The 22,091-nt window shown below is 64.6% G+C and carries 26 protein-coding genes; 10 read left to right on the top strand and 16 right to left on the bottom strand.

The features are described 5' to 3' along the window. Nucleotides 1-16: 16 nt before the first annotated feature. The 5 genes from CAG29_RS09670 (at nt 17) to CAG29_RS09690 (ending at nt 3,673) form a co-directional block, all read left to right on the top strand. The gene (locus tag CAG29_RS09670) at nt 17-640 is read left to right on the top strand and encodes a TetR/AcrR family transcriptional regulator (protein ID WP_085585180.1); all 624 of its coding nucleotides are present in this window, start codon (nt 17-19) and stop codon (nt 638-640) included. A 573-nt stretch (nt 641-1,213) separates the two neighbouring features. After that, nucleotides 1,214-1,531 (top strand): helix-turn-helix domain-containing protein, encoded by a 318-nt coding sequence (locus CAG29_RS09675; RefSeq protein ID WP_085585184.1) that lies wholly within the window; start codon nt 1,214-1,216, stop codon nt 1,529-1,531. Beyond that, nucleotides 1,524-2,783, top strand: coding sequence for a type II toxin-antitoxin system HipA family toxin (locus CAG29_RS09680; RefSeq protein ID WP_085585186.1), 1,260 nt, complete (start codon nt 1,524-1,526; stop codon nt 2,781-2,783). Before CAG29_RS09675 ends, CAG29_RS09680 begins: the two co-directional genes overlap by 8 nt. A gap of 262 nt (nt 2,784-3,045) precedes the next feature. Then, on the top strand, nt 3,046-3,225 hold the full coding sequence (locus tag CAG29_RS09685; protein ID WP_007957952.1) for a type II toxin-antitoxin system HicA family toxin: 180 nt from the start codon (nt 3,046-3,048) through the stop codon (nt 3,223-3,225). 34 nt (nt 3,226-3,259) lie between these two features. Next, entirely contained in the window at nt 3,260-3,673 is a 414-nt protein-coding gene (locus CAG29_RS09690) for a type II toxin-antitoxin system HicB family antitoxin (RefSeq protein ID WP_085585188.1), read from the top strand. Nucleotides 3,674-3,726: 53 nt separating this feature from the next. On the opposite strand, the gene CAG29_RS09695 is transcribed toward CAG29_RS09690, so the two are convergent. Both CAG29_RS09695 and tam read right to left on the bottom strand, forming a co-directional pair. Further along, entirely contained in the window at nt 3,727-4,095 is a 369-nt protein-coding gene (locus CAG29_RS09695; RefSeq protein ID WP_085585190.1) for a DUF6124 family protein, read from the bottom strand. Between the two features lie 389 nt (nt 4,096-4,484). After that, nucleotides 4,485-5,255, bottom strand: a complete 771-nt coding sequence (tam, locus tag CAG29_RS09700; RefSeq protein ID WP_085585192.1) for a trans-aconitate 2-methyltransferase — start codon at nt 5,253-5,255, stop codon at nt 4,485-4,487. 196 nt (nt 5,256-5,451) lie between these two features. On the opposite strand from tam, the gene CAG29_RS09705 reads away from it, so the two are divergent. Beyond that, the gene (locus CAG29_RS09705; protein WP_085694325.1) at nt 5,452-5,862 is read left to right on the top strand and encodes a low affinity iron permease family protein; all 411 of its coding nucleotides are present in this window, start codon (nt 5,452-5,454) and stop codon (nt 5,860-5,862) included. 172 nt (nt 5,863-6,034) lie between these two features. On the opposite strand, the gene CAG29_RS09710 is transcribed toward CAG29_RS09705, so the two are convergent. The 7 genes from CAG29_RS09710 to CAG29_RS09740 form a co-directional block, all read right to left on the bottom strand. Continuing rightward, the gene (locus CAG29_RS09710) at nt 6,035-6,538 is read right to left on the bottom strand and encodes a DUF4142 domain-containing protein (protein WP_085637258.1); all 504 of its coding nucleotides are present in this window, start codon (nt 6,536-6,538) and stop codon (nt 6,035-6,037) included. Nucleotides 6,539-6,603: 65 nt separating this feature from the next. After that, entirely contained in the window at nt 6,604-6,762 is a 159-nt protein-coding gene (locus CAG29_RS09715; protein ID WP_085585200.1) for a KGG domain-containing protein, read from the bottom strand. A gap of 116 nt (nt 6,763-6,878) precedes the next feature. Next, nucleotides 6,879-8,228, bottom strand: coding sequence for a bifunctional diguanylate cyclase/phosphodiesterase (locus CAG29_RS09720; RefSeq protein ID WP_085585202.1), 1,350 nt, complete (start codon nt 8,226-8,228; stop codon nt 6,879-6,881). A 79-nt stretch (nt 8,229-8,307) separates the two neighbouring features. Next, nucleotides 8,308-8,946: a LysE family translocator gene (locus tag CAG29_RS09725; RefSeq protein ID WP_085585204.1), complete on the bottom strand. Its 639-nt coding sequence runs from the start codon at nt 8,944-8,946 to the stop codon at nt 8,308-8,310. Between the two features lie 61 nt (nt 8,947-9,007). After that, entirely contained in the window at nt 9,008-9,424 is a 417-nt protein-coding gene (gene fos, locus CAG29_RS09730) for a fosfomycin resistance glutathione transferase (RefSeq protein ID WP_085694327.1), read from the bottom strand. 4 nt (nt 9,425-9,428) lie between these two features. Beyond that, on the bottom strand, nt 9,429-10,145 hold the full coding sequence (locus tag CAG29_RS09735; protein ID WP_085632230.1) for a hypothetical protein: 717 nt from the start codon (nt 10,143-10,145) through the stop codon (nt 9,429-9,431). Nucleotides 10,146-10,331: 186 nt separating this feature from the next. Further along, a complete protein-coding gene (locus CAG29_RS09740; protein ID WP_170930373.1) occupies nt 10,332-11,261 on the bottom strand; it encodes a LysR family transcriptional regulator in 930 nt (309 codons plus the stop codon). 79 nt (nt 11,262-11,340) lie between these two features. On the opposite strand from CAG29_RS09740, the gene CAG29_RS09745 reads away from it, so the two are divergent. Further along, nucleotides 11,341-11,862 (top strand): DMT family transporter, encoded by a 522-nt coding sequence (locus tag CAG29_RS09745; RefSeq protein WP_085585215.1) that lies wholly within the window; start codon nt 11,341-11,343, stop codon nt 11,860-11,862. A 91-nt stretch (nt 11,863-11,953) separates the two neighbouring features. On the opposite strand, the gene CAG29_RS09750 is transcribed toward CAG29_RS09745, so the two are convergent. The 5 genes from CAG29_RS09750 to yiaY all read right to left on the bottom strand — a co-directional run bounded on the left by CAG29_RS09750 (nt 11,954) and on the right by yiaY (nt 17,962). Then, on the bottom strand, nt 11,954-13,285 hold the full coding sequence (locus CAG29_RS09750) for an MFS transporter (RefSeq protein WP_085585217.1): 1,332 nt from the start codon (nt 13,283-13,285) through the stop codon (nt 11,954-11,956). A 232-nt stretch (nt 13,286-13,517) separates the two neighbouring features. Further along, nucleotides 13,518-14,444: a hydroxymethylglutaryl-CoA lyase gene (locus tag CAG29_RS09755; protein ID WP_085585219.1), complete on the bottom strand. Its 927-nt coding sequence runs from the start codon at nt 14,442-14,444 to the stop codon at nt 13,518-13,520. Continuing rightward, on the bottom strand, nt 14,441-15,634 hold the full coding sequence (locus tag CAG29_RS09760; protein ID WP_085694331.1) for a CaiB/BaiF CoA-transferase family protein: 1,194 nt from the start codon (nt 15,632-15,634) through the stop codon (nt 14,441-14,443). Before CAG29_RS09760 ends, CAG29_RS09755 begins: the two co-directional genes overlap by 4 nt. Nucleotides 15,635-15,836: 202 nt before the next feature. Continuing rightward, the gene (locus CAG29_RS09765; protein ID WP_085694333.1) at nt 15,837-16,745 is read right to left on the bottom strand and encodes a LysR family transcriptional regulator; all 909 of its coding nucleotides are present in this window, start codon (nt 16,743-16,745) and stop codon (nt 15,837-15,839) included. A gap of 68 nt (nt 16,746-16,813) precedes the next feature. Then, complete coding sequence (gene yiaY, locus CAG29_RS09770; protein ID WP_085632218.1) at nt 16,814-17,962, bottom strand: L-threonine dehydrogenase; 1,149 nt, start codon at nt 17,960-17,962, stop codon at nt 16,814-16,816. A gap of 155 nt (nt 17,963-18,117) precedes the next feature. Here yiaY and CAG29_RS09775 point away from each other — a divergent pair, with 155 nt between their 5' ends. Beyond that, on the top strand, nt 18,118-19,137 hold the full coding sequence (locus CAG29_RS09775; protein ID WP_085632216.1) for a DUF4917 family protein: 1,020 nt from the start codon (nt 18,118-18,120) through the stop codon (nt 19,135-19,137). Between the two features lie 94 nt (nt 19,138-19,231). On the opposite strand, the gene CAG29_RS09780 is transcribed toward CAG29_RS09775, so the two are convergent. After that, complete coding sequence (locus CAG29_RS09780) at nt 19,232-19,774, bottom strand: helix-turn-helix domain-containing protein (RefSeq protein ID WP_085585229.1); 543 nt, start codon at nt 19,772-19,774, stop codon at nt 19,232-19,234. 159 nt (nt 19,775-19,933) lie between these two features. On the opposite strand from CAG29_RS09780, the gene CAG29_RS09785 reads away from it, so the two are divergent. Then, complete coding sequence (locus CAG29_RS09785; protein ID WP_085585231.1) at nt 19,934-20,716, top strand: aldolase; 783 nt, start codon at nt 19,934-19,936, stop codon at nt 20,714-20,716. A 25-nt stretch (nt 20,717-20,741) separates the two neighbouring features. Beyond that, nucleotides 20,742-21,629 carry a dihydrodipicolinate synthase family protein gene (locus tag CAG29_RS09790; protein WP_085694335.1) on the top strand — a complete coding sequence of 296 codons (888 nt, stop codon included), beginning with the start codon at nt 20,742-20,744 and terminating at the stop codon, nt 21,627-21,629. A gap of 80 nt (nt 21,630-21,709) precedes the next feature. Here the strand turns inward: CAG29_RS09790 and CAG29_RS09795 are convergent, their stop codons facing one another. Then, entirely contained in the window at nt 21,710-22,054 is a 345-nt protein-coding gene (locus CAG29_RS09795; protein WP_085585235.1) for a YegP family protein, read from the bottom strand. Nucleotides 22,055-22,091: the final 37 nt, after the last annotated feature.

Raw genomic sequence — 22,091 nt, forward strand, 5'->3', positions numbered from 1 at the left:
GGTATACTGCCGTCCCATGAACATCTCCACTCCAACCCGCACCCAGCGCAAAGCCGAGGCCACTCGCCTTGCGATCATCCATACCGCCGAAGCATTGATTCTGGAGGAAGGGCTTTCTGCCCTGACGCTAGAGGCAGTTGCTGAGCGTGCCGATATCGCCGTGCAGACGATCTACAACCGGGTCGGTGGACGATCTGCCTTGCTCCTAGCCGTGACGGAAAAGGCCATGGAGGAGAACCGGGTATACATGGAAAGGGCCTACGCGGCGGCAGGTACTCCGTTGGAGCGGATTCGGGTTGCTGCTATGGGATACATCCGGTTTGCCAAGGAGCGCCCCAACGAGTTCCGTCTCATGGCCTCTCCTCCAGATACACCGGAGGCTCAGACCCGTATTAGCTCGATGGTGAAGAAACATAACGCTCAACTTGAGGCTGCGCTGCGCGATGGCATAGCCGACGGTTCAATCGATCCAGCCATCGACCCATACCTTGTGGCCACCGCGATGTGGGCTGCCATGAATGGCATGCTTAGCCTGGCCTGGCGAGCAGATAGTGCGGCCGTCCCGTCGGATGTAATGGATCAGCTTCTAGCTCAATCCATGGAATTGACGTTTAAAGGGTTGACCGCTCATTTGCGGTGAGTCCCGCGATCAAGCGTCCGCTATTGGCCGTTAGCTGCCCTTCACGAGTAAGAAACCTTTGACGGTCTCAGCGAATAATCAACCTCCGGCGACATCCGGGTCATGGGGTAGATCAGTACAGTTCTAGCCCGCGAACAGAGCCCTCACCTCCACGCACGCTCAACGCGGGAGATCTCATGTGCACGCCAAGCGAGTCAACGGCACTTGATCCACTTCCCATCCTGGTACACACTGCGGCACAGCCACCGTCCCGGTGGCCAGTTAATCCATTGATAACCAGTTCGTTGGATGCCCACTGATCATCCCTTCACCCGCTCCAATCAGATTTCAGTCCTGCGTCGTTTGACGGGGATGAAAAAAACCGGCCTATAGGGCCGGTTTTTTTGTGTCTGGAATCTGGCATCCCATTCATGCAGAGCATCAGCTCACCTGAATGATAAATCCATAAAACAACTTCTTAAGCCGAAAATCGATAGTTAATCCACAAAATATGTGAATTGTGCGCTTTGACAAAGCCAAGGCCAACTCTATACTTTTGAGCACCCACGCACTCAGTCCCGCCTTAGGCCCATCATGCTGGAATTAAGCCTCAGCACCCCCAGTGAAATCGTCAAACGGCTTTGCGAACGCCTTCGCACCGAACGGTTGGCCCGGCAAATGACGCAGGCCGAAGTGGCGGCGCGCGCCGGCATCGGCACCAACACCGTGTCCAATCTGGAATCCGGGCGCAATGTCGGGTTTGAAAACGTGATTCGCGTGGCCATGGTGCTCGGGCGCGCCCACGAGCTCGAAAACCTGTTCATGCCGAAGCTGGACAGCCTGGACGATATCCTTCGCTACGAAAACAGCTCCACGCGTCATCGTGTCAGGAGGAAGTCCGGCGATGCTTGAGCAAGTCGATGTCTACTACGACGGCTGGGGCGAACACTGGCATTGGGGCACGCTGGTTTCCACGACGGCCCTCACGGGGCGCCCGTTGATCGTGTTCGAGTACAGCGACGAAGCGAAGCGCAAAGGGCTGGAGCTGTCCTCCCTCAAGCTTCCCTTGGAAGGCCCCAAGCTAAGCCGCGACTTCCCGCGCCATCAGTTGGGGCTTCCAGGCCCGGTCTACGATTCATTGCCCGACGGATGGGGCATGCTGCTGATGGATCGTCTCTTCAAGCGCCGCCGTCTGAACCCGGCTCGCATCAGGCCGCTGGAGCGGCTGGCCTACATCGGCAACAACGCCATGGGCGCGATGTCCTTCAAGCCCGTGGCGCCCGAAGGGCTGGAGCCGCAAGAACACATTCCACTCGACCTGCTCGCGGCCGAGGTACAGGACGTGCTCAACGGCGAAGGCGGCGAATTCCTGGAGAGGCTGCTGCTGGTCGGCGGCTCTCCCCAAGGCGCCAGGCCGAAGGCCTTGGTCTATCGCGATCCTCTGACACTAGCCTTTACGACGATTGCCACGCCGGGTTTCGAGGCTTGGTTGGTCAAGTTTCCGGCCAGGCAAGAACACCCCGAAGTCTGTGCCATCGAAATGGTCTACGCCGAATGCTTGCGCAAATGCGGCATCCGCACACCCGACACCCAGTACTTCAGCCTGCCGAACGGACTGGCAGCCTTCGCCACCCGGCGCTTTGACCGACAAGGCGAGCTCCGTGTGCCCATGCAAAGTCTTGCGGCCTTCACCGGAGCCGATTTCCAGACCGCAGGCACGCTGGATTACGTCAGTTTCCTGCGGGCGACCCATCGCTGCACCAATGACATTCGGGAAAAGGCGCTGGCGTTCGAACGTGCAGCCTTCAACGTTGTGTTCAACAACCGGGACGATCACCCCAAGAACTTTGCCTACCTGATGTCACCTTCGGGTCAATGGACATTGGCACCGGCCTACGACGTGACCTTCTGCGAAGGCCCCGGCGGATACCATCAAATGGATGTGATGGGCGAGGCACTGGAGATCGACCGGAAATCCCTGCTCAGGCTCGCTGAGGAAGCCGAGATCCCGGCAGGCGCGGCAGGCGACATCATTGACCGGATGTGCAACGTGGCCAGCCAGTTCGCGGCCATGGCCGAGCATGGATACCCCGGTGTGATCACCCGGGACACGCTGCAGGTCATTCAGGATCGGATCGACGAAAACATTGCCCTGCTTCGCTGAGGCCAGCGTCGCCAGCAAGCGAACGGGGATGTAAAAAAACCGGCCTATAAGGCCGGTTTTTTGTGTCTGGAATTCTCTGTTTCGTGGGCGGGCATCCGATCGCAACGGCATGCAACACACTCCTCTCGCCTCGGTTTCACCGCTGCCTAGACTGATCGACGCCACCGTTTGTCACTGAGCGAGCCACCGCCTGGTGGTTATGGTGTTGATCATAAAAAACCCGTAGGTATAGTACCCACCAAGCACACCACAAGGAGGTGTTGTGAACAGCCGTTTTCTAATCGGCCAACTCGTCGCGGACGGTTGGTATCTGGTGCGGGTCCGCGGCAGCCATCATCACTTCAAGCACCCGACCAAACCCGGGCTGGTGACGGTGCCGCATCCGAAGAAGGATCTGCTCAAGAAGACGGCCATCAGCATTCTGCAACAGGCGCTGCTTTGACCCGCAAGGCCAGTCGCCATGGAGGACAACGAACATGCTTTACCCGATCGCGATTTCGGTGGGCGATGACGAACAGGCTTGGGGCGTGGAAGTGCCGGACATTCCGGGGTGCTTCTCCGCCGGCGACGACCTGGACGATGCGATGGCCATGGCCCGTGAAGCCATTGAAGGCCATTTCGAAATTCTGGCGGAGGACGGTTCGCCCATCCCGCCGGCCAACAAGGTCACGCTGCACGCCGCCAATCCCAAGTACGCGGGCTGCACCTGGGCGGTCGTGGACATCGATGTGACCAAGTACCTGGGCAAGGCCCAGAAACTCAACATCACGCTGCCGGGGTATCTGCTCAACCGGATCGATGAGTACGTGCTGCATCATCCCGAGGAGAAGAGCCGCTCGGGGTTTCTGGCGTCGGCGGCGCTGAAGGTGCTGCAGCAGAGCGGCAACTGAAAGAGAAAAACCGGTCGCGATGACCGGTTTTTTTGTGCCTGCCCAACGGGCCGTCACCCCTTCGGTTCGACGTTATCCAACGCCTGGTTCACCGCCGCTTCCCCCAGCGCCACCAGTTGCGCGATGCCCAGCGCGGTCCGGCGGTGGCCGGCGTCCAGCACGGCGGCGAAGTTGTTGAGCATTTCCGAGGCCGAGCCGAGGTTCTCGCTAGCGTTGGCCAGCAGGGATTCGGTGTCGTAGACGGGGTTGGGGAGGTACATGGGTTCGGCGTCAAGGGACGTGGCCATGATCCCGGCGGCCGGATTCAGGTAATGGTCGAGCGCGCGTTCTGCGGCTTCGTGAAGTTTTCGCGAGTCGATCGAGGTGTAGGGGGAAGTTGGATCGGTGGGGATTTCGGGCGGGTTCGGTGTTGGTTTTTTCATGATTTTTTACTCAGCGTGATGGTCAGAGCTGCCGCCTTCGGTTCCACGCGAAGGGTGGCAGCTGTACGCAGGTTGGAACCCGGGCCACTGAGCAAAACCCGGCAGACTCGAAGTCTCCCGCGCACAGCCGCCATAGCGGAGCGCACACCATCAAGGTGCGCAGCATACGTCATGAAAGGTGCGTTTGCTTTCAGTGTTGTTCGGGGTTCCAATCCCGGCCGCTGATTCGTCAGCGACCCACTCAGGCTAAAGAGCCGACTTCCGACGGACAACCTGAAAACCATGTGGGAAGGTTCAGCAAATCATGAACAGGGATTAAACATCCCGGATCAAACCATCGCCTGCAGAGAGCTCCCGCCCGGCGCCCGAGGGCGCCCACCACCGCTTGCTCAGCGCGTCGCGACGATGAACAGCCGCGGGAACGGCAGCAGCACCGAACCGTCAGGCAACGCCGGATAAGCCTGGGCCACGGCCGCCAGATACTGCTCCAGGTACTGCGCCCGCTCCGCTTCCGTGAGGGGGTTGAGGAACGGAATCAGGCCGCTGCCCTTGAACCACTCCACCACCCCCGCCGCCCCGCCCGGCAACGGATGGTGATAGGTGGTACGCCACACATCGACCCGTGAACAGTGCGGCCGCAGCATCGAGAAGTAACCGCTGGCATCCGCCATTTCGGTGCGCTGCCCGGCGGCGCCCGCCAGTTTGCCGGCCCACGGCCCGTTGGCGGCGACTTCGCGCATCAGCCGGTGGGAGGGTTCGTTGAGGTTGTCCGGCATCTGGATCGCCAGGCTGCCGCCGGGCGCAAGCTTGCCCGCCAGCGCCGGCAGCAGCGTCGCGTGGTCGGGCACCCACTGCAACACCGCGTTGGCGAAGATCACATCGAACGGGCCCTCATCGGCCCACGCATCGATGTCCGACACATCGAACCGCAACTGCGGCAGGCGCTTGCGCGCGGCCTCGATCATGTCCGGCGAACTGTCCAGCCCGCGCACCTGCGCCCCCGGGAAGCGCGGCACCAGCAGCTCGGTGGAATTGCCGGGGCCGCAACCGATGTCGACCACCGTGCGCGCCTCCGGCGTGGGGATCGCCGCCAGTAGGTCACGGGCCGGACGGGTGCGTTCATCTTCAAAAGCGACGTATTGCTTGGCGGACCAACTCATTGCGTACTCCTGTCGGTGGGCATTGCAGCGGTTCGCTACGATACCGCCTCCCTTGCGCTCAGCTCCAGAGCGACACGTTGCAATCCGTGTCAGAGAAAAGGCTCAGGGCTCTCCCCGCGACGGCCACCGCCCCAAGAGAATTTTCATCTCACCACCGATGTCTGAATTTCAATCCCCCCGCGATAGGATCACCGCCATGAAATTCGCCAAGATTTCCCAGACCCTCGCCCTGTGGGCGGGCAGCCCCAAGACGTTCATGGGCGCGTTGATCCTGATCGGGCTGTGGGGGTTGAGCGGGCCGTTGTTCGGTTACAACGACACCTGGCAACTGATCATCAACACCTCGACCACCATCATCACGTTCCTGATGGTGTTCCTGATCCAAAACACCCAGAACCGCGACACAGACATCCTGCACCTGAAGCTGGACGAGTTGCTGCGGGTCACGCAGGAGGCGCAGAACGCGATGCTCGGGCTGGAGTCGCTGGACCTGAAGCAGTTGGAGTCGTTGCGCAAGCATTACCGGTCGCTGGGTGAGAACGAGGTGTTCAACCTGGAGGGGTTGGGGGACAAGAGCAAGCCGAAGCAGGATCTGAACGATTGTTGAGGGTTGCGGTGTTTGTTCCGCGAGCAAGGAAGGGGCCTGCTGCGCAGGCCAACGGGAGCCAGCTCCCTCGCCACAGGGAGCTGGCGTCTGGACTGTTTGGGCCTGCTGCGCAGGCCCGCGGGAGCAAGCTCCCTCGCCACAGTGGGATTGCGTGGGGATTGCGTGGTGGCCGTCAGCGGCTGGCCTGCAGGGCCCTGGCCATTTCCAGGTGGTTCTGCAGTTTGGGCAGGGTCTCGGCGGCGAAGGCCTTGATCTCAGGCACGTCAGTGGTCTGCGCTTCCTGCTCGATCTGCTGGATGGCCTCCTCCGTCGCCTTGACCTGACTGGCGGCGTAGGCCTGGTCGAAGGTCTCGCCCTCCAGGGCTTCGGGCATCAGCGTCTTGGCCTTGTCGGCCATGTCGTCGTGGGACGCCACCGGCAAGTCGAGTTTCTTGGCGATCTTCGCCAGGTGTTGGTTGGCGGTGGTGCGGTCGTTGATGACCACGATGGTGTAGTCCTTGACCTCTTTGGATTCAGACTTCTGGTGCGCCACGCGGCTGGCTTCGATGTCGGCCATGCCCTTGGCCGAGGCATCATTGATGAAGTCGGCGGGCGACTGGGCGAACGCGCTGCCGGCGCCCAGCGCCAGCAGGGTGAAGAAACTGATGTCGCGGACTCGGCTGGCCTTGCGGCTCATGGTCGTGCCCTCCTTCTCTGAAGCATTCAAGCGGGAGCTTGCGCCCCCGCCTCTCAATCAAACGGCTACTTCGACTTCTGCGCCGGCTTGCGGCCCATTTCGGCCTTGCCCGGATCCTTGTCGACGGTCGTGGTGGTGGTTTTCCCACCTTTGCGGCCGGCCTCGGACGCCTTGGTCCGGTCGTTGGCGAAGTTTCCCGAGTTCGAGTTTCTTGAATTAGGCATGATTCTCTACCTCTTGGCGTTGATCGTGGCGAGCAGGTGCCCGCCTAGGTTGAGAATTTCCTGACCGCCAAAGGTTTAGAAAAGTTGCCGGCGCCGCGACGAACGGCGAGCGCGGTTCAACTGTCCAGGGCGCGGTGGTTCAAGCGTTTGGCGGCGTACATGGCCTGGTCGGCGTGGCGGAACAGTTGCTGTTCTTCGCTGCCGTGTTCGGGATAGCGGGCGACGCCGATGCTCGGCTGGATGTGCAGGTTGTGGCCGTCCAGGCGCATGGGTTGCACCAGCACGTGTCGGATCTTTTCCGCCACGCCGTCGGCATCGTCGGCGGCGTGGACGCTGTGCAGCAGCACGATGAACTCGTCGCCGCCGATCCGCGCCACCGTGTCGGTCTCGCGCACGCAGCCCTTGAGCCGGTTGGCCACGGTCTGCAGGAGCATGTCGCCGACGGCATGGCCCAGCGAGTCGTTGACCTGTTTGAAGCGATCCAGATCGACATACAACAGCGCCATGTACCCCGACTGCTCCCGGGCACAGGCCAGGGCGGCCTTGAGCCGCTCGCGCAGCAATTCTCGGTTGGGCAGTTGGGTGAGCTGATCGTACTGCGCCATGTGCCGCAGGCGGGCGTGCAGTTGCTGGCGCTCGATGGCCGTGGCGATCTGCGCGCAGACGTATTGCAGCAGTTCCTTGTCCCGCTCGGTGTAGCGCTCGCCGCCGGGTAAGCTCTTGACGATCAGCGCGCCGATGGTGCCGTTCTTCGAGTTCAGCGGCACGCCCAGCCAGCACGGGCCATGTTGCCCGGCCACCAGTTCCTCGAACCCCGCAGGCGTGTCGGCGCTGTCGGGCGTCAACAGAATCGGCTGCCCGGTGCGGATCACCTCTGCGCACAGACGCCCGGTCACGGTGCCGGGCTGCTCCGGTTGACGTTCATCGTCGACGACGTGATAGGGAAAGTTCAACTGCGCGCAGTGCTCGTCATACAGCGCCACGGAAAAATTCAGCGCCGGCAGCCACTCGCCGATGATCAGGTGAATGCGCTTGAACAGCGCCAGCAAATCTTCGGCCGCGTGGGCCGCTTCGGAGATCGCATAGAGCGCCGCCTGCCGGGACTCGGCCTGCTTGCGCTCGGTGATGTCCCGCGCCACGGCGATGCGCAGTTGGTCGACCTCCGACCAGCGCGCCGACCACAGGATGTGCACCACGCTGCCGTCCTTGCGCACGTAGCGGTTCTCGAAGTTGTGCTTGGGCTCGCCGCCCATGATCTCCCGGGCCGCCGCCAAGGTGCGCTCGCGGTCGGCCGGGTGGACGAAGTCGATCATCGCCTGGCCGATCAGTTCGTCTGGCAGATAGCCCAGGATCTGCTCGCAGGCGGCGCTGACAAAAACGAAACGGCCCTGTTTATCCACCGCGCAGACGGCGTCCAGCAACAGATCGATGTAGCTCGCCAGCGGCGCGGAGTTTCGGCTTTCCATGGTTCGGCGTAGGTGTCCGGACAATACAGCACTGATCAACCGTCCCTGACCTGGCTACTGCGCATCCTTGCGTTCGGTTTCAAGCCTTGTTCGGCATCAGCCCCGGCAACGCATGCACCAGCGCGTTGACGGCGAAGCCGATGAACATCACCCCGCACAGCCGGGTGATCGCCAGCTCATGGCGTTGATACAGCGTGCGCACCTGACGGGCGCCGACGATGCCGATGAGGATAGCGTAGGCCAGCAGGCCGCCCAGGAAACTCAAGGCGATGAGCATCGGCAGCATCGACCAGTTGAGCAGCTCGGCGCGGCTCGACAGCAGCGCGGTGAAGGTCGCCACCGCCACCGGGTAGGCCTTGGGGTTGGTCAGGCCGAACAGGATGCCGTGCCAGAACGGCTGGCGCGCCGCGCCCTGGGGCTGATCGCCGTTGCTGCGCCGGGCCCGCACCGCACGCCAGCCGAGCCAGAACAGGTACAGGCCGCTGAGCACGCCGAGCACGTCGAACGCCGTGCTGCCGATTTCCCGGGCGCCGACGATGGCGATCAGCGCGGTGCTGCACCACACCACATCGCCCAGCAGGTGCCCGCACAGAAACCCTGCCCCGGCCCGCCGCCCGCGGGCCGCGCCGATGCCGAACACCGCGAGCACGCCAGGCCCAGGCGTGATGCCGTAGATGAATCCCGAGGCCAGCACGGCCATCAGCAACGATGAAGTCATGGAAAAACCTGCAAGCGCCGGAAAACGTGGCCGCCAGTCTATCCCAGCGTTCGGCGAATATTCACGGTTCGTTGAAAAAACGCATGCCCGCGTAGGGCTCTTGCCGACATGCGGCCAACCGCGAAGCCAGGTCGCCGACATGGGCTTCGAGCTTGTGGCCGTCCGGGTCGAGAAAGTAGAACGACGCACCTTCGCTGCGGTTGTCCCGCCATTCCCGCACGTTCGCGGCACGGAGCCTTTGCACGAACGGCAGGAAATCGGCCTCGTCGAGGCCGAAGGCGTAATGGGTGTAGTCGGCGGCGGGCTCGGGATTGCGCTCAGGATCCAGCGACAGGCACAACCACAGGCCCGGCAGCGACAGGTAGGCCCCGGCGTCCCAGGTGGCTTCGGCGCGCAGGCCCAGCACATCACGGTAGAACGCCAGGCTGCGCTCAAGGTCGGTGACCGCAAGGGTCAGATGATTGAGCCCGGTGAGCATCGGTTCAGTAACCTCGCAGGTCTTCGGGGACGGTGTACTGCCGGCCGTCGTAGCTCAGGGTGATTTGGGTGGCGCCCAGTTCCGTGGTGCTGGACACGCACGCCTGGCCCGACTTGACGGTCTTCAGTTGCGTGCCTTTGGTGGTCACGATCAGGTCGGAGAACCCGTGGTGGGTCTGCGGCCCGACCTCAAGGGTGCGGCGCAGCGTCTTGCCCTCGCCTTCGCAATTGGCCATCCACTCGCCGCTGTTCTTGTAGACCACCAGCCCCTCAAGCACCGGCCGCAGCTTGTCGCCCTCGCGGACATACAGCGCCAGATCGGTTTTCTCGTAGGGGTTGGCCCGGGAGCTGTGGCCGAAACTGGAACGCAGCCCGAACGCCCGCACATCCGTCGCCAAGCGGTAACGGGCGGTATCGATCTTGAGGTCGTCGAAACTGATGGCATCGGAGTTGAAGGCGCCGGGTTTGACGTAGGTGACCAACGGCTTGAGGCTGGAGGCGTTGACGACCGACAGTTCCAGGTCGAACACGCCGTCCTGGCTGCCGTCCGCATCCGGCACGAACGAGGACTTGGCGGAAATCGCCTGATTCGCGAACGCCGGCCAGATCTTGCAGCGGGACAGGGAGTGGCCGTTGAAGGGCTTGGTTTCGCAGGCGGCCTGGGCTTGGGCGGTGATGGCCAAAAGGCCGAGGGCGATGAGAAGTCGGGAACGGGTGAGCATTGTTCTTCCTTGATGACAGCCTTGGAGGCATTGCCTCTGGCCCAATCTGACACGGTAACAAGCTGCGCACTATAAACCACACGACAGGAATCCCACGTCTTTCATGCACTCACCAGAACTACCACTTTCCCCGCCCCGCTCAACGTCCCACGCAGAACGAGTCTGGAGACATGAAAGAAACAGCGCTCATGAGACTGGCACTCGCCCGCCACCCTCGCCCCCTTCTTGAATCCGCCGATTCAACCAGTTCAACGCCTGATCCCCACCCCGCCGCCCATGCCACGCCAGCACAAAGGTGAACGGCGCGATCTCGAACGGCGGCGGCACGACGGCCAGCGATGTCCGGTCGATCCCGCCCAGCGCCCGTGAAGCCACAGTCAGGATCAAGTCGGTGCCGGCGATCAACTGCGGGGCGACGCTCCAGTGCGGCAGGCTGACGGCGACGCGGCGGCGTTCGCGCAGGGCCGTCAGGGTGCGTTCGATTTCCGGGGTGCCGCTGCCGCGCATTTCCAGCAGGACGTGGGGACGGGACAGGTAGCTCGGCAGGTCAAGCACGCCGTCGGCAGGCAGGCTTCTGCGGTCGAGCAGGCAGGCGTAGCGCTCTTCGAACAACGGCGTGCTGCGCAGTTCGCCGGGCAGGTCGGGGAAGACGCCGGCGGCGACGTCGATGTCACCGTTGAGCACGCCTTCGAGCATGCCTTCGCGGCTGGCGTGGCAGATCTGCAGGTCGATGCCCGGCGCTTCGTGGCGCAGGGTGCGGATCAGGTCCGGCAGGATGATCGCCGCGCCGTAGTCGGACATGGCGACACGGAAGGTGCGCCGGGCGCTGGCCGGGTCGAACGCATTCGGCGCCAGCAGCGCCTGCACCTGCGCCAGGGTCTCGGCCAGCGGCGCCGCCAGTTCCAGGGCCCTGGCCGTGGGCGCCAGGTCGGCGCCGGCCCGCACCAGCAGCGGATCGCCGAGCAGGTCGCGCAGACGGGCCAGCGCATGGCTGACCGCCGGCTGGCTCAGGTGCAGGCGCTCGGCGGCACGGGTCACGTGGCACTCGATGAGCAAGGCGTCGAGGATCACCAGCAGGTTGAGGTCGACGCGGCGCAGATCATTCATTCGATGCATGCTCCGAATAGCAAAACGGAATTTAAATCTGCGCGACGAATACCCTACAGTCCAGCGAAACCTTGCCGGAGAAAGACCCATGGGAACCTTGCAGTGGGCTGGACTAATGCTGTTGGCGGCGCTCGCCGGCGCCGTGGTGCCGTTTCAGAGTGCGTTGAACTTCAACCTGGCGCGGGGCCTGGGGCACCCGCTGTGGGCGACGATGGTGTCGCTGGTGGTGAGCGTGCTGGTGTTGTTGCCGGTGATCGTCGCGCTGCGCCTGCCGCTGCCGTCGCTGACGCAGACGGGAATGCCGCCGCTGTGGATGTGGACCGGCGGGGCGTTCGGGGTGTGTTTCGTCGGGCTGGCGGTGGTGCTGCTGCCCAGGCTCGGCGCCTCGGGTTTCGTGGCCCTGGCGCTGGCCGGGCAGGTGGTTTCGTCGATGATGCTCGATCACTTCGGGCTGTTTGGTCTCGTCCAACGGCAGGTGACGCCGGCACGAGCGGTGGCCGCCCTGCTGCTGATCGCCGGCGTGGCGCTGATGCAGTTCAGCGCCGCTCCGGCGAAAAGCCTCAACGATGCGCCTCGGGACGATTTCGGCCAAACAACGCGAGGGCAATAATGTTTCCGACTGGGCCCTTGTCCGCAGGTTTGAAGTGCTGCAACCGAAGTGAGCATCGCCGTTGCCGCCATCCAGCGGCAACGGCACCGACTCAGCCCTTATCGAGCGTGCGCAGCTTCTGCGGCAACCCCCACAGCAGCAATGCCGCCGCGATCAGCGCCGCCACGCCGATGACATACAGCGCCGGGGTGGTGCTGCCGGTCAGGTCCCTGATCCGTCCGACCATCACCGGGCTGACGATGCCGCCGAACTGCCCCAGCGTGTTGATCACCGCGATCCCGCCCGCCGCCCCGGCGCCGGCACCTGCCAGCAACTTGGGCGGCAACGTCCAGAAGCTCGGGATGGAGGCGATGATGCCGGCGCCGAGCAGGCCCAGGGCGACGATCAGGAACGTGGTATGGCTGGCGAAGATCCCCGCGCTGAAGAACCCGATGGCGCCGACGGTCACCAGCCCGGCGACGAACTTGCGCCGCTCGCCGGTGGCGTCCGACAGCCGGCCGATCACCACCATGCTGATGGCCCCGCAGATGTAGGGAACCGCAGTCAGCAGGCCGATCATCACCGGGCTTTCGGTGCCGGCGCTGCGGATCAGTTGCGGCGCCCAGAAGTTCAGGCCGTAGGACGCGACCTGGATCAGGAAGTAGATCAGGCCCAGTGTCAGGAAACCCGGGATCTTCAGCGCCGCCAGCAACGACCCGCCGCTCTTGTGTGGTTCATGCTGGGCGATGCGGCTGGCGAGCAGGCTCTTTTCGTCCGCCGTCAGCCACGGCGCGTCCTCGATGCGGTCCTTGAGCAATGTCAGCACCAGGAAGCCGAGGCCCACGCACGGCACGCCACCGAGCAGGAACAGCCAGTGCCAGCCGCGCATCTGCAGCACGCCGTCGAGGTGCTCCAGCACCAGGCCGGAAAACGGCGCGCCCACCAGCCCGGCGAACGCCGAGGCCAGGAACAGCATCGAGGTGATGCGCCCGCGAAAATGCTGCGGGAACCACAGCGTCAGGTAATACAGCACGCCGGGGGCGAAACCGGCCTCCATCGCACCGATGAGAAACCGCAGCGCGTAGAACTGCCATTCGCTGGTGACGAACACCATCAACGCGGTGGCAATGCCCCAGGACATCATGATCCGGGCGATCCAGCGCCGTGCGCCGACCTTGTACAGCATCATGTTGCTCGGCACTTCGAACAGCACGTAACCGACCACGAACAGCCCGGCGCCAAACCCGTAGGCGGTGTCGCTCAGGCTCAGGTCGGCCTGCAGCTGGAACTTGGCGAAGCTGATGTTGATGCGGTCGAAAAAGGCGAACAGGTAACAGACCATGATCAGCGGCATCAGGCGCCAGGCGACCTTGCTGACCAGGGCTTTTTCGGCATCGTGATTGACGGACGGGCTCGCGCCCGCCTCCATGACGTTGAGGCTCATAAGTATTCTCCAGGCGGACTGCCGGGGGCGTCCGATTGTTTTTGTTGTCTGGCGGTTGAAATGCTTTTTGAAACGGAGGGGCCACTGTCTTGGCCCGCTTCTGCGGCGCCCGGTCTGACGTCATCGCCAGCAGGCTGGCTCCGACCGTGCCGGGGGCGGACGCAGAACCTGTGGGAGCCGGCCTGCTGGCGAAAGCGTCAGTCGGGGTCGCTCACACAGGGCAAGGCGCCTGTCACGAGGGAACCGGATGCAGGTCGCAATTGCGCCCGGCCTTGGCCAGTTGGCCGGGAACGTCGTGGCCCAGCAGCGCCGGCAAACCTCGGGACAGTTTCAGCAGCAGCGGCAAGTCGATGCCCGTCGCAATGCCGACCTCGTCGCAGAGGTTCACCAGGTCCTCGGTGCAGATGTTGCCCGACGCGCCCGGCGCGAACGGACAGCCGCCCAGCCCGCCGAGCGCCGCATCGAAGCGCCGGGCCCCGGCCTCGTAGGCCGCCAGCACGTTGCACAGGCCCAGGCCGCGGGTGTTGTGGAAATGCAAGGTGAGGTCGGCCGCCGGCACCCGTTGCAGCACCCGCCGCACCAAGCCGTCCACCTGCCGGGGGTTGGCCATGCCGGTGGTGTCGGCCAGGGTGATGCCGCGGATGCCGAGTTCCTGATAGGCGTCGACGATCCGCAGCACCCGGTCCTCGTCTGTCCGGCCTTCGAACGGGCAACCGAACGCGGTGGCGATACTGCCGTTGAGGCCCGTACCGGAGCCGCTGGCGAACGCCACGGTCTCGGCGAACGCCGCCAGCGAGGCTTCGCAGCTCATGCGCATGTTCGCCAGGTTGTGGGTCTGGCTGGCGGACATCACCAGGTTCAGCTCGTCCGCCCCGGCCGCCAGGGCACGCTGTGCGCCTTTGAGGTTGGGAATCAGCGCAACGTAGGTCACGCCGGGCCGGCGAAGGATGCCCTTGAACACCTGCTCGCCGTCGCGCAGGGCCGGAACGGCGTTGGGCGAGACGAAGGAGCCGGCCTCGATGCGGCTGAAGCCGGCCAGGGACAGTTGATCGATCAGCGCGATCTTGTCTTGGGTCTCAACCCAGGTCGGCTCGATCTGCAGCCCGTCCCGGGGCGAGACTTCCTGGACGATGAGGCGTTGCGAAAAGTCCGTGATCATTGCACCACCTTCTGGGCTTTGAGGCGTTCGATGTCCGATGGCGCCAGGCCGAGCCCGGCGAGGATGGCGTCAGTGTGCTGACCGAGCGCCGGGCCGGACCAGTTCACCGCGCCCGGGGTCTGCGAGAGCTTGGGCACGATGCCCGGCATCTTCACCGTAACGCCGCCGGGCAGTTCGGCGTCGAGCAGCATGTCCCGCGCCCGGTAATGCGGGTCGGCGACGATGTCGGCCACCGAATAGATGCGTCCGGCGGGCACTTCGGCGGCCTCCAGCACGCTCAGCACATCGTCGATCGGCAAACTGCTGGTCCAATGGGTGATGGCCGCGTCCAGCACGCCGCTTTTCGCCGCCCGCCCGTCGTTGTGGGCGAACTCGGGGGCATCGGCCAGGTCCGCACGGCCGATCACCTGCATCAGGCGCCGGTAGATCGGGTCGCTGTTGCCGGCGATCACCACATAGGCGCCGTCGCCGGTGAGGTAGGTGTTGGACGGTGCGATGCCCGGCAAGGCGCCGCCGCTGCGTTCGCGGACATGGCCGAGCATGTCGTACTCCGGCACCAGGCTTTCCATCACGTTGAATACGCTCTCGGCCAACGACACATCGACGACCTGACCGCCGCCCTGCCCGGTCTTGACCCGCAGCAGCGACATCAGCGCGCCGATCACCGCGTGCAGCGAAGCCAGCGAATCGCCCAGGCTGACCCCGACCCGCGCCGGCGGCGAACCGGGGCTGCCGGTGGTATAGCGAATGCCGCCCATGGCCTCGCCGATGGCGCCGAAGCCCGGGCGGTCACGGTAGGGGCCGGTCTGGCCGTAGCCGGAGATGCGCACGAGGGTGAGATTGGGGTTCAGCGCCTGGAGCACGTCCCAGCCCAGCCCGAGTTTCTCCAGGGCGCCGGGGCGCAGGTTTTCGATGATCACGTCGGCGTCCTGCGCCAACCGCTTGACCAGGTCGATGCCCTCGGTGGACTTGAGGTTCAGCGCCAGGGATTTCTTGTTGCGCGATTGCAGGTACCACCACAGCGACGTGCCTTCGTGCAGCTTGCGCCATTTGCGCAGCGGATCGCCCTGTCCCATGGCTTCGATCTTGATCACCTCGGCGCCGAACTCGGCGAGCATCCGCGCGGCAAACGGCGCAGCGATCAGCGTGCCGATCTCGATCACTTTGATTGCACTCAAGGGGGCGGTCATCGCGGGTTACCTCTTGTTCTTGGAATTGCGGCCAAGGCTAGAGGAATGCCGAAGGATGAATCCAACCTTCACTCGGCAAGGGGCGTTCGCCAAATGCGAACGCTCGGTGAATGTGGGAACGACGGTACAGCTCTGCCCGTCATCGCCAGCAGGCGAGTTCCCGCGGTATTGCCCGCTGCATCGGCTTGCCCGGATGGAAACCTCAGCCCTGCCCGCGCAGATACTCGAACAGCATCCGGCTCACCGGCGACAGCGCCGCCTCGTCCCGCGCCACGAGGATCAGCGCCCGGTCCGACCACTCATCGCTCAACGGCACAGCCCGCAGCCCCAACGCCCGGCCGAACAGTTCGTAGGCGCGCTGCGGCAGGATGCCGATGCCCATGTTGGCCTGCACCATCCGGCACACCGCATCGAACCCCGGCACATGAATGCGGATGCGCAGCACTTTGCCGGCCTGGCGCGCGGCGGCGTGGGTGCGCATGTTGATCGAGCTGGCGGCGTGCAGGCCGACGTAATCGTTGTCCAGGGTGTCGGCGAACGCGACGGATTCGCGGGCGGTCAGCGGATGTTCAGGCAGCGTCACCACCACCAGGCGGTCGCGGCGGTACAGCACGCTCTGCAGCCCCTTGATGTCGCTGTCGCAGGAACAGATGCCCAGGTCCGCGACGCCGTCGAGCACTCCCTGGATCACGCCCGCGCTGGGCCTCTCCTCCAGGTCGGTCTTGATCTGCGGGTGCGATCCGGAGAAGTCGCGCAGGTCTTCGGGCAGGAACTGGATGATCGCCGACAGGTTGGCGAGCATCCGCACATAGCCGCGCACGCCATGGCTGTGCTCGCCCAGCTCCAGGCCCATCTTCTCGACGTTGAACAGCATCTGCCGGGCGTGGTGCAGCAAGGTCTCGCCGGCCGGCGTCAGGGTCATGCCCTTGGCCTGGCGCACGAACAGGCTGATGCCCAGCGCCTCTTCCAGCTCCATCAGACGCTTGCTCGCCGCCGACACGGCGATCGCCTCGCGGGCGGCGGCGCGGGTCAGGGTGCCCTCTTCGTGGACAGCGACGAACAGGTGCAGGGTGATCAGGTCGAGGCGGCGGATCAGGCTCTTTTGCAGCATGCGGGACTCGGCGGTGACGGCGCGGGCGAGTCCGCAGCATAACGCCGTTCGCCTGCGCCGTGCCCGCCTCAGAATGCGTTGCGGAAAATCTCCTCGATCTGCCGCTGATCCGCCGCCCGCGGATTGGTGAAGCCGCAGGCGTCTTTCAGGGCGTTGGCGGCGAGCACCGGGATGTCGGTGCATTTGGCGCCCAGGTCGCGCAGGCCACCGGGGATCTCGACGTCCTTGGCCAGGCAGCGGATCGCGGCGATGGCCGCTTGAGCGCCCTCCTCCGGGCTGAAGCCGCGGATGTCCGCGCCCATGGCGTGGGCCACGTCGGTGAGGCGGTCGGCGCACACCAGCGCGTTGAACGTCTGCACATGGGGCAGCAGCACGGCGTTGCAGACGCCGTGGGGCAGATCGTAGAAGCCGCCCAACTGGTGCGCCATCGCGTGCACGTAGCCCAGCGACGCATTGTTGAACGCCATGCCGGCCAGGAACTGCGCGTAGGCCATGTTCTCCCGCGCCGCCAGGTCGCTGCCGTCGCGCACCGCCAGGCGCAGGTTGTTGCTGATCAGGGTCATGGCCTTGAGCGCGCAGGCGTCGGTGATCGGGTTGGCGGCGGTGGACACATAGGCTTCGATGGCGTGGGTCAGCGCGTCCATGCCGGTGGCGGCGGTCAGGCCCTTGGGCATCGCCACCATCAGCGCCGGGTCGTTGACCGACAGCAGCGGTGTGACGTTGCGGTCGACGATGGCCATTTTCACGTGGCGCGATTCGTCGGTGATGATGCAGAAGCGGGTCATCTCGCTGGCGGTGCCGGCGGTGGTGTTGATCGCGATCAGCGGCAGCTGCGGCTTGGCGGAGCGGTCGACGCCTTCGTAGTCGCTGATGTGCCCGCCGTTGGTCGCGCACAGGGCGATGCCCTTGGCGCAGTCGTGGGGCGAGCCGCCGCCCAGGGACACCACGAAATCGCAGCGGCCGGCCTTGAGCATCTCCAGCCCCGCCTCGACGTTGGCAATGCTCGGGTTGGGCTTGGCGCCGTCGAAGGTCACCGAGTCGATGTCCTGCATCGCCAGTTTCTCGGCGATCATCTGCGCCACGCCGGCCTTGGCCAGGCCGGCGTCGGTGACGATCAGCGCCTTGCGCAGGCCGTAGTTGCGGATCGCGCCCATGGCGTCGTCCAGGCAGCCGCTGCCCATGATGTTGACGGCGGGAATGAAGAACGTGCTGCTCATGAACGGGTCTCCTGACAGGGGGCGGACCGGTTGCTCCGATCCGGCGGATGCGCACAGGATCGACCGAACGGTCACGGCCGTTGTTGATCTGGCTCAATGCCCGCTCGTGATAAAGTCGCCGCCCATCTGCCCCTTTGTTTGAGACCTGCCCTGCAATGACCGATTTTCTGGATGTCGACGACCGCCTCGAAGACTGGAACGCCCTGCGCGACACTGTGGCCTTCGGCGGCCTGCTCACGGGCAACGGCGCCAGCCGCGCGGTGTGGGACGACTTCGGCTACGACTCGCTGTTCGAGAACGCCCGCACGGTGGAAGAGAAACCGCTGGGTGCATCCGAGCTGGCGGTCTTCGACGCCCTGCAGACGCGCAGCTTCGAGCAGGTGCTGGGCGCGCTGAAGACCACCAGCCGGGTGAACAAGGCCCTGGCGGTCAGCTCGGCGGCGCCGCGCAACCGCTACTACGCGATCAAGGAAGCGCTGATCAACACGGTGCACGCGGTGCACATCCCCTGGCGCCTGGTCGAGGCCTCGACCCTGGCGGCGCTGGGCGAGGAACTGGCCCGCTACCGCACGGTGTTCACCACCAACTACGACCTGCTCGGCCACTGGGCGGTCCAGCACGGCGGCGAGGCCGTCGACGACCTGTTCAACGGCCCCGACGCCGGGTTCGACCTGTGCGCGAACGCCACGCGCAAGCCACGCCTGCTGTACCTGCACGGCGGCCTGCACCTGGTGCGCAACCAGGACGGTACGGCGCGCCGGCTGGCCTCGACCGAAGGCACGCTGCTGGGCCAGTTCGCGATCAACAACACGATCAAGACCCTCGACGATGTGCCGCTGATCGTCAACGAAGGGCCGGTGGCGGACAAGCTCAAGACCATCCGCAGTTCGGACTACCTGTCGTTCTGCCTGGACCAGTTGCAGCGGCACAGCGACAACCTGTGCCTGTTCGGCCATGCCCTGGGCGAGCAGGACGCGCACATCGTCCGCGCCCTGCGCCTGGCCCAGCCCAAGGTTCTGGCGATCTCGGTCTACCCGCGCAGCAGCGCGTTCATCCAGCACCAGAAGCGCCATTACGCCAGGCTGTTCGAGGGAACCGCGACCGAACTGCGCTTCTTCGACGCCAAGAGCCATGCGTTGGGGAATCCGAAGCTGTCGGTGCCGGTCGAGGTTTAGCGGCGGACCATCGGACGCCATCGCTGGCAGGCCAGCTCCCACAGGAGACCGGTGCTGCACGCCTGCCCATGCAGGCGTCAGCCAAACCGGCCGGTCATTCCTCGGCGCTGTGCACCACCACCAGCAACTGCGCCTGCTCCTCGCCCACCGAGCGGATCCGGTGCGGCTTCTGCGCGTTGAAGTGCAGCGCGTCGCCCTTCTCCAGCAGCACCCGTTCGGTCATGAAGTCCACTTCCACCCGGCCTTCGTGGACGAACAGGAATTCCTCGCCCAAGTGTTCCTTGAAGGTCTTGTCGGTGAACTCGGCGGGCGGGTAGATGATGAACGGCAGCAGGCTGCGCTCGCTCACCTGATGGGCCAGCACCGCGTAGCCGTGGCTGTGGTCGTTGGCGGCCAGCGACTGGCGCTCGTGGCTGCGCACCAGGCTGTAGCTGTCGAGGCTGACGTTGTCCTCGGAGAACAGCTCCTCGACCTTCACGTTCAGCGCCTTGGCCAGTTTCAGCGCGGCGGCGATCGACGGCGTGTTGAGCCCACGCTCGACCTTCGACAGATAACTCTTGGTCATGCCGGACTTCTCGGCCAAGGCCTCCAACGTCACGCCAAGTTTTTTTCTCAATAATTTCAAACGGATAGACATGCGAAGCGATTAATCCATCAAGGAAGCGACGATTATTCCTTGCCAATGACACAAAGTGTCATATAGCCTCTTTAGTGTCATTTGCAGTCACCCACGACCTTGCGAGCAGCGGAGCGACAGCAAACCCGACGTCCGTTGAACCACCCGAAGGACACCGATATGGCCAAGACATTAGCACTACCCAAAGAGCAGCTGGTCAAGCAGGCGCTGACGCAGATGCAGAACACCCTGGCGGATAATACGTGGACAGACCGGCAAAAGCTGGCCCTGACCTGCCGCATCCTGTTCGAGAACGGCCACGACGCCGGCCTCGCCGGGCAGATCACCGCCCGCGGGCCGCAGCCCGGCACTTACTGGACCCAGCAACTGGGCCTGGGTTTCGACGAGATCACCGCAGGCAACCTGCTGCTGGTCAACGAAGACCTGGAAGTGCTCGAAGGCCACGGCATGGCCAACCCGGCCAACCGTTTCCACAGTTGGGTGTACCGCGCCCGGCCGGACGTGAACTGCATCATCCACACGCACCCGACGCACATCGCCGCCCTGTCGATGCTGGAAGTGCCGCTGGAGATTTCCCACATGGACCTGTGCCCGCTGTACGACGACTGCGCCTTCCTCGAAGGCTGGCCGGGCGTGCCGGTGGGCAACGAAGAAGGCGAGCTGATCGCCGGCGCCCTCGGCGACAAGCGGGCGATCCTGCTGTCGCACCACGGCCAGTTGTCCACCGGCGCCACCATCGAGGAAGCCTGCGTGATCGCGCAACTGATCGAGCGCGCCGCCAAACTGCAACTGCTGGCGATGGCGGCCGGCACCGTCAAGCCGATCATCCCGGCTCTGGGCCGCGAAGCCCATGACTGGGTGTCCAAGCCCAAGCGCCATGCCGCCGCCTTCAACTACTACGCCCGGCAGAATCTGCGCCAGCACGCCGATTGCCTGAACTGAAGCCCCTTTTCACGGAGTCACCCCCATGTCCAAGACCGACATTCACGGCATCATCGGCTACACCGTCACCCCGTTCGGCGTCCATGGCGAAGGCCTCGACCTGCCGGCCCTCGGCCGCTCCATCGACCGGATGATCGACAGCGGCGTCCACGCCATCGCCCCGCTGGGCAGCACCGGCGAAGGCGCCTACCTGAGCGACGCCGAGTGGGACCAGGTCGCTGAGTTCAGCCTCCGCCACGTGGCCAAGCGGGTGCCGACCATCGTCAGCGTGTCCGACCTGACCACCGCCAAGGCCATCCGCCGCGCCCGCTTCGCCGAAGCCCACGGCGCCGACGTGGTGATGGTGCTGCCGGCCTCCTACTGGAAGCTCAGCGAAGCGGAGATCCTCGCCCACTACCGCGCCATCGGCGACAGCATCGGCGTGCCGATCATGCTCTACAACAACCCGGCCACCAGCGGCACCGACATGTCGGTGGAGCTGATCCTGCGCATCGTCGACGGCGTGGAGAACGTGACCATGGTCAAGGAGAGCACCGGCGATATCCAGCGCATGCACAAGCTGCAACTGCTCGGCGAAGGCCGGGTGCCGTTCTACAACGGCTGCAACCCGTTGGCCCTGGAAGCGTTCGCCGCCGGGGCCCGAGGCTGGTGCACGGCGGCGCCGAACCTGATCGCACAGCTCAACCTGGACCTGTACGACGCCACCCTGGCGGGCGACCTGGCCAAGGCGCGGGAGCTGTTCTACCGCCAGTTGCCGCTGCTGGACTTCATCCTCAAGGGCGGGCTGCCGGCGACGATCAAGGCCGGCCTGCGCGAGACCGGGCTGGAGGCCGGTGATCCGCGCCTGCCGGTGTTCCCGCTGAGCGAGGCCGGACGCACGCAACTCAAGGCGCTGCTCAAGCACCTGCGCTGATCCCGCCGCTCCTGCAGGAGCGAGCCTGCTCGCGACGGCACCTTCAAGGCCGCCATCGCGGGCAAGCCCGCATCAGCGGTTCAGAGAACCGGCCGCGCCTTGTCCTTGACCGTCTTCGAAGGCCCGTTGGCCTTGACGCTGGCGATGCCCTTGTCGCACGCGGCATTGGAGGAATAGGCCTCGCTGCTGCCGATGACCTGGTGATTGGCGGCCTTGAGGTTGAAGTACGGGTGGCCGTCCTTCGTCGATTTTCGCTCGTAGCGCTCATCCAGCGGACTGTTCGCCTGCACCGCCGCGATGCCGGCCTGGGCCGCCGCGTGCGTGGTGTAGAGCTCGCTGGTCAAAATGATCTCGGCGTTGGCGGCCTTCAGGACGAACCTGAACTGACCATTGCTGCTTTTGCTCAATTCGTACCATCCGGACATGTTCCTGCTCCCGTCGATTGGACTTCCGACAGTAAAG

Origin of the sequence: Pseudomonas sp. B7(2017) (assembly GCF_002112745.1) — a bacterium.
Classification (GTDB): domain Bacteria; phylum Pseudomonadota; class Gammaproteobacteria; order Pseudomonadales; family Pseudomonadaceae; genus Aquipseudomonas; species Aquipseudomonas ekonensis.

Bases quoted from the DNA above. Each gene is read 5' to 3' on its own strand.
- CAG29_RS09670 (WP_085585180.1), top strand. From the start codon at position 17: ATGAACATCTCCACTCCAACCCGCACCCAGCGCAAAGCCGAGGCCACT.
- CAG29_RS09675 (WP_085585184.1), top strand. From the start codon at position 1,214: ATGCTGGAATTAAGCCTCAGCACCCCCAGTGAAATCGTCAAACGGCTT.
- CAG29_RS09680 (WP_085585186.1), top strand. From the start codon at position 1,524: ATGCTTGAGCAAGTCGATGTCTACTACGACGGCTGGGGCGAACACTGG.
- CAG29_RS09690 (WP_085585188.1), top strand. From the start codon at position 3,260: ATGCTTTACCCGATCGCGATTTCGGTGGGCGATGACGAACAGGCTTGG.
- CAG29_RS09695 (WP_085585190.1), bottom strand. From the start codon at position 4,095: ATGAAAAAACCAACACCGAACCCGCCCGAAATCCCCACCGATCCAACT.
- tam (WP_085585192.1), bottom strand. From the start codon at position 5,255: ATGAGTTGGTCCGCCAAGCAATACGTCGCTTTTGAAGATGAACGCACC.
- CAG29_RS09705 (WP_085694325.1), top strand. From the start codon at position 5,452: ATGAAATTCGCCAAGATTTCCCAGACCCTCGCCCTGTGGGCGGGCAGC.
- CAG29_RS09710 (WP_085637258.1), bottom strand. From the start codon at position 6,538: ATGAGCCGCAAGGCCAGCCGAGTCCGCGACATCAGTTTCTTCACCCTG.
- CAG29_RS09715 (WP_085585200.1), bottom strand. From the start codon at position 6,762: ATGCCTAATTCAAGAAACTCGAACTCGGGAAACTTCGCCAACGACCGG.
- CAG29_RS09720 (WP_085585202.1), bottom strand. From the start codon at position 8,228: ATGGAAAGCCGAAACTCCGCGCCGCTGGCGAGCTACATCGATCTGTTG.
- CAG29_RS09725 (WP_085585204.1), bottom strand. From the start codon at position 8,946: ATGACTTCATCGTTGCTGATGGCCGTGCTGGCCTCGGGATTCATCTAC.
- fos (WP_085694327.1), bottom strand. From the start codon at position 9,424: ATGCTCACCGGGCTCAATCATCTGACCCTTGCGGTCACCGACCTTGAG.
- CAG29_RS09735 (WP_085632230.1), bottom strand. From the start codon at position 10,145: ATGCTCACCCGTTCCCGACTTCTCATCGCCCTCGGCCTTTTGGCCATC.
- CAG29_RS09740 (WP_170930373.1), bottom strand. From the start codon at position 11,261: ATGCATCGAATGAATGATCTGCGCCGCGTCGACCTCAACCTGCTGGTG.
- CAG29_RS09745 (WP_085585215.1), top strand. From the start codon at position 11,341: ATGGGAACCTTGCAGTGGGCTGGACTAATGCTGTTGGCGGCGCTCGCC.
- CAG29_RS09750 (WP_085585217.1), bottom strand. From the start codon at position 13,285: ATGAGCCTCAACGTCATGGAGGCGGGCGCGAGCCCGTCCGTCAATCAC.
- CAG29_RS09755 (WP_085585219.1), bottom strand. From the start codon at position 14,444: ATGATCACGGACTTTTCGCAACGCCTCATCGTCCAGGAAGTCTCGCCC.
- CAG29_RS09760 (WP_085694331.1), bottom strand. From the start codon at position 15,634: ATGACCGCCCCCTTGAGTGCAATCAAAGTGATCGAGATCGGCACGCTG.
- CAG29_RS09765 (WP_085694333.1), bottom strand. From the start codon at position 16,745: ATGCTGCAAAAGAGCCTGATCCGCCGCCTCGACCTGATCACCCTGCAC.
- yiaY (WP_085632218.1), bottom strand. From the start codon at position 17,962: ATGAGCAGCACGTTCTTCATTCCCGCCGTCAACATCATGGGCAGCGGC.
- CAG29_RS09775 (WP_085632216.1), top strand. From the start codon at position 18,118: ATGACCGATTTTCTGGATGTCGACGACCGCCTCGAAGACTGGAACGCC.
- CAG29_RS09780 (WP_085585229.1), bottom strand. From the start codon at position 19,774: ATGTCTATCCGTTTGAAATTATTGAGAAAAAAACTTGGCGTGACGTTG.
- CAG29_RS09785 (WP_085585231.1), top strand. From the start codon at position 19,934: ATGGCCAAGACATTAGCACTACCCAAAGAGCAGCTGGTCAAGCAGGCG.
- CAG29_RS09790 (WP_085694335.1), top strand. From the start codon at position 20,742: ATGTCCAAGACCGACATTCACGGCATCATCGGCTACACCGTCACCCCG.
- CAG29_RS09795 (WP_085585235.1), bottom strand. From the start codon at position 22,054: ATGTCCGGATGGTACGAATTGAGCAAAAGCAGCAATGGTCAGTTCAGG.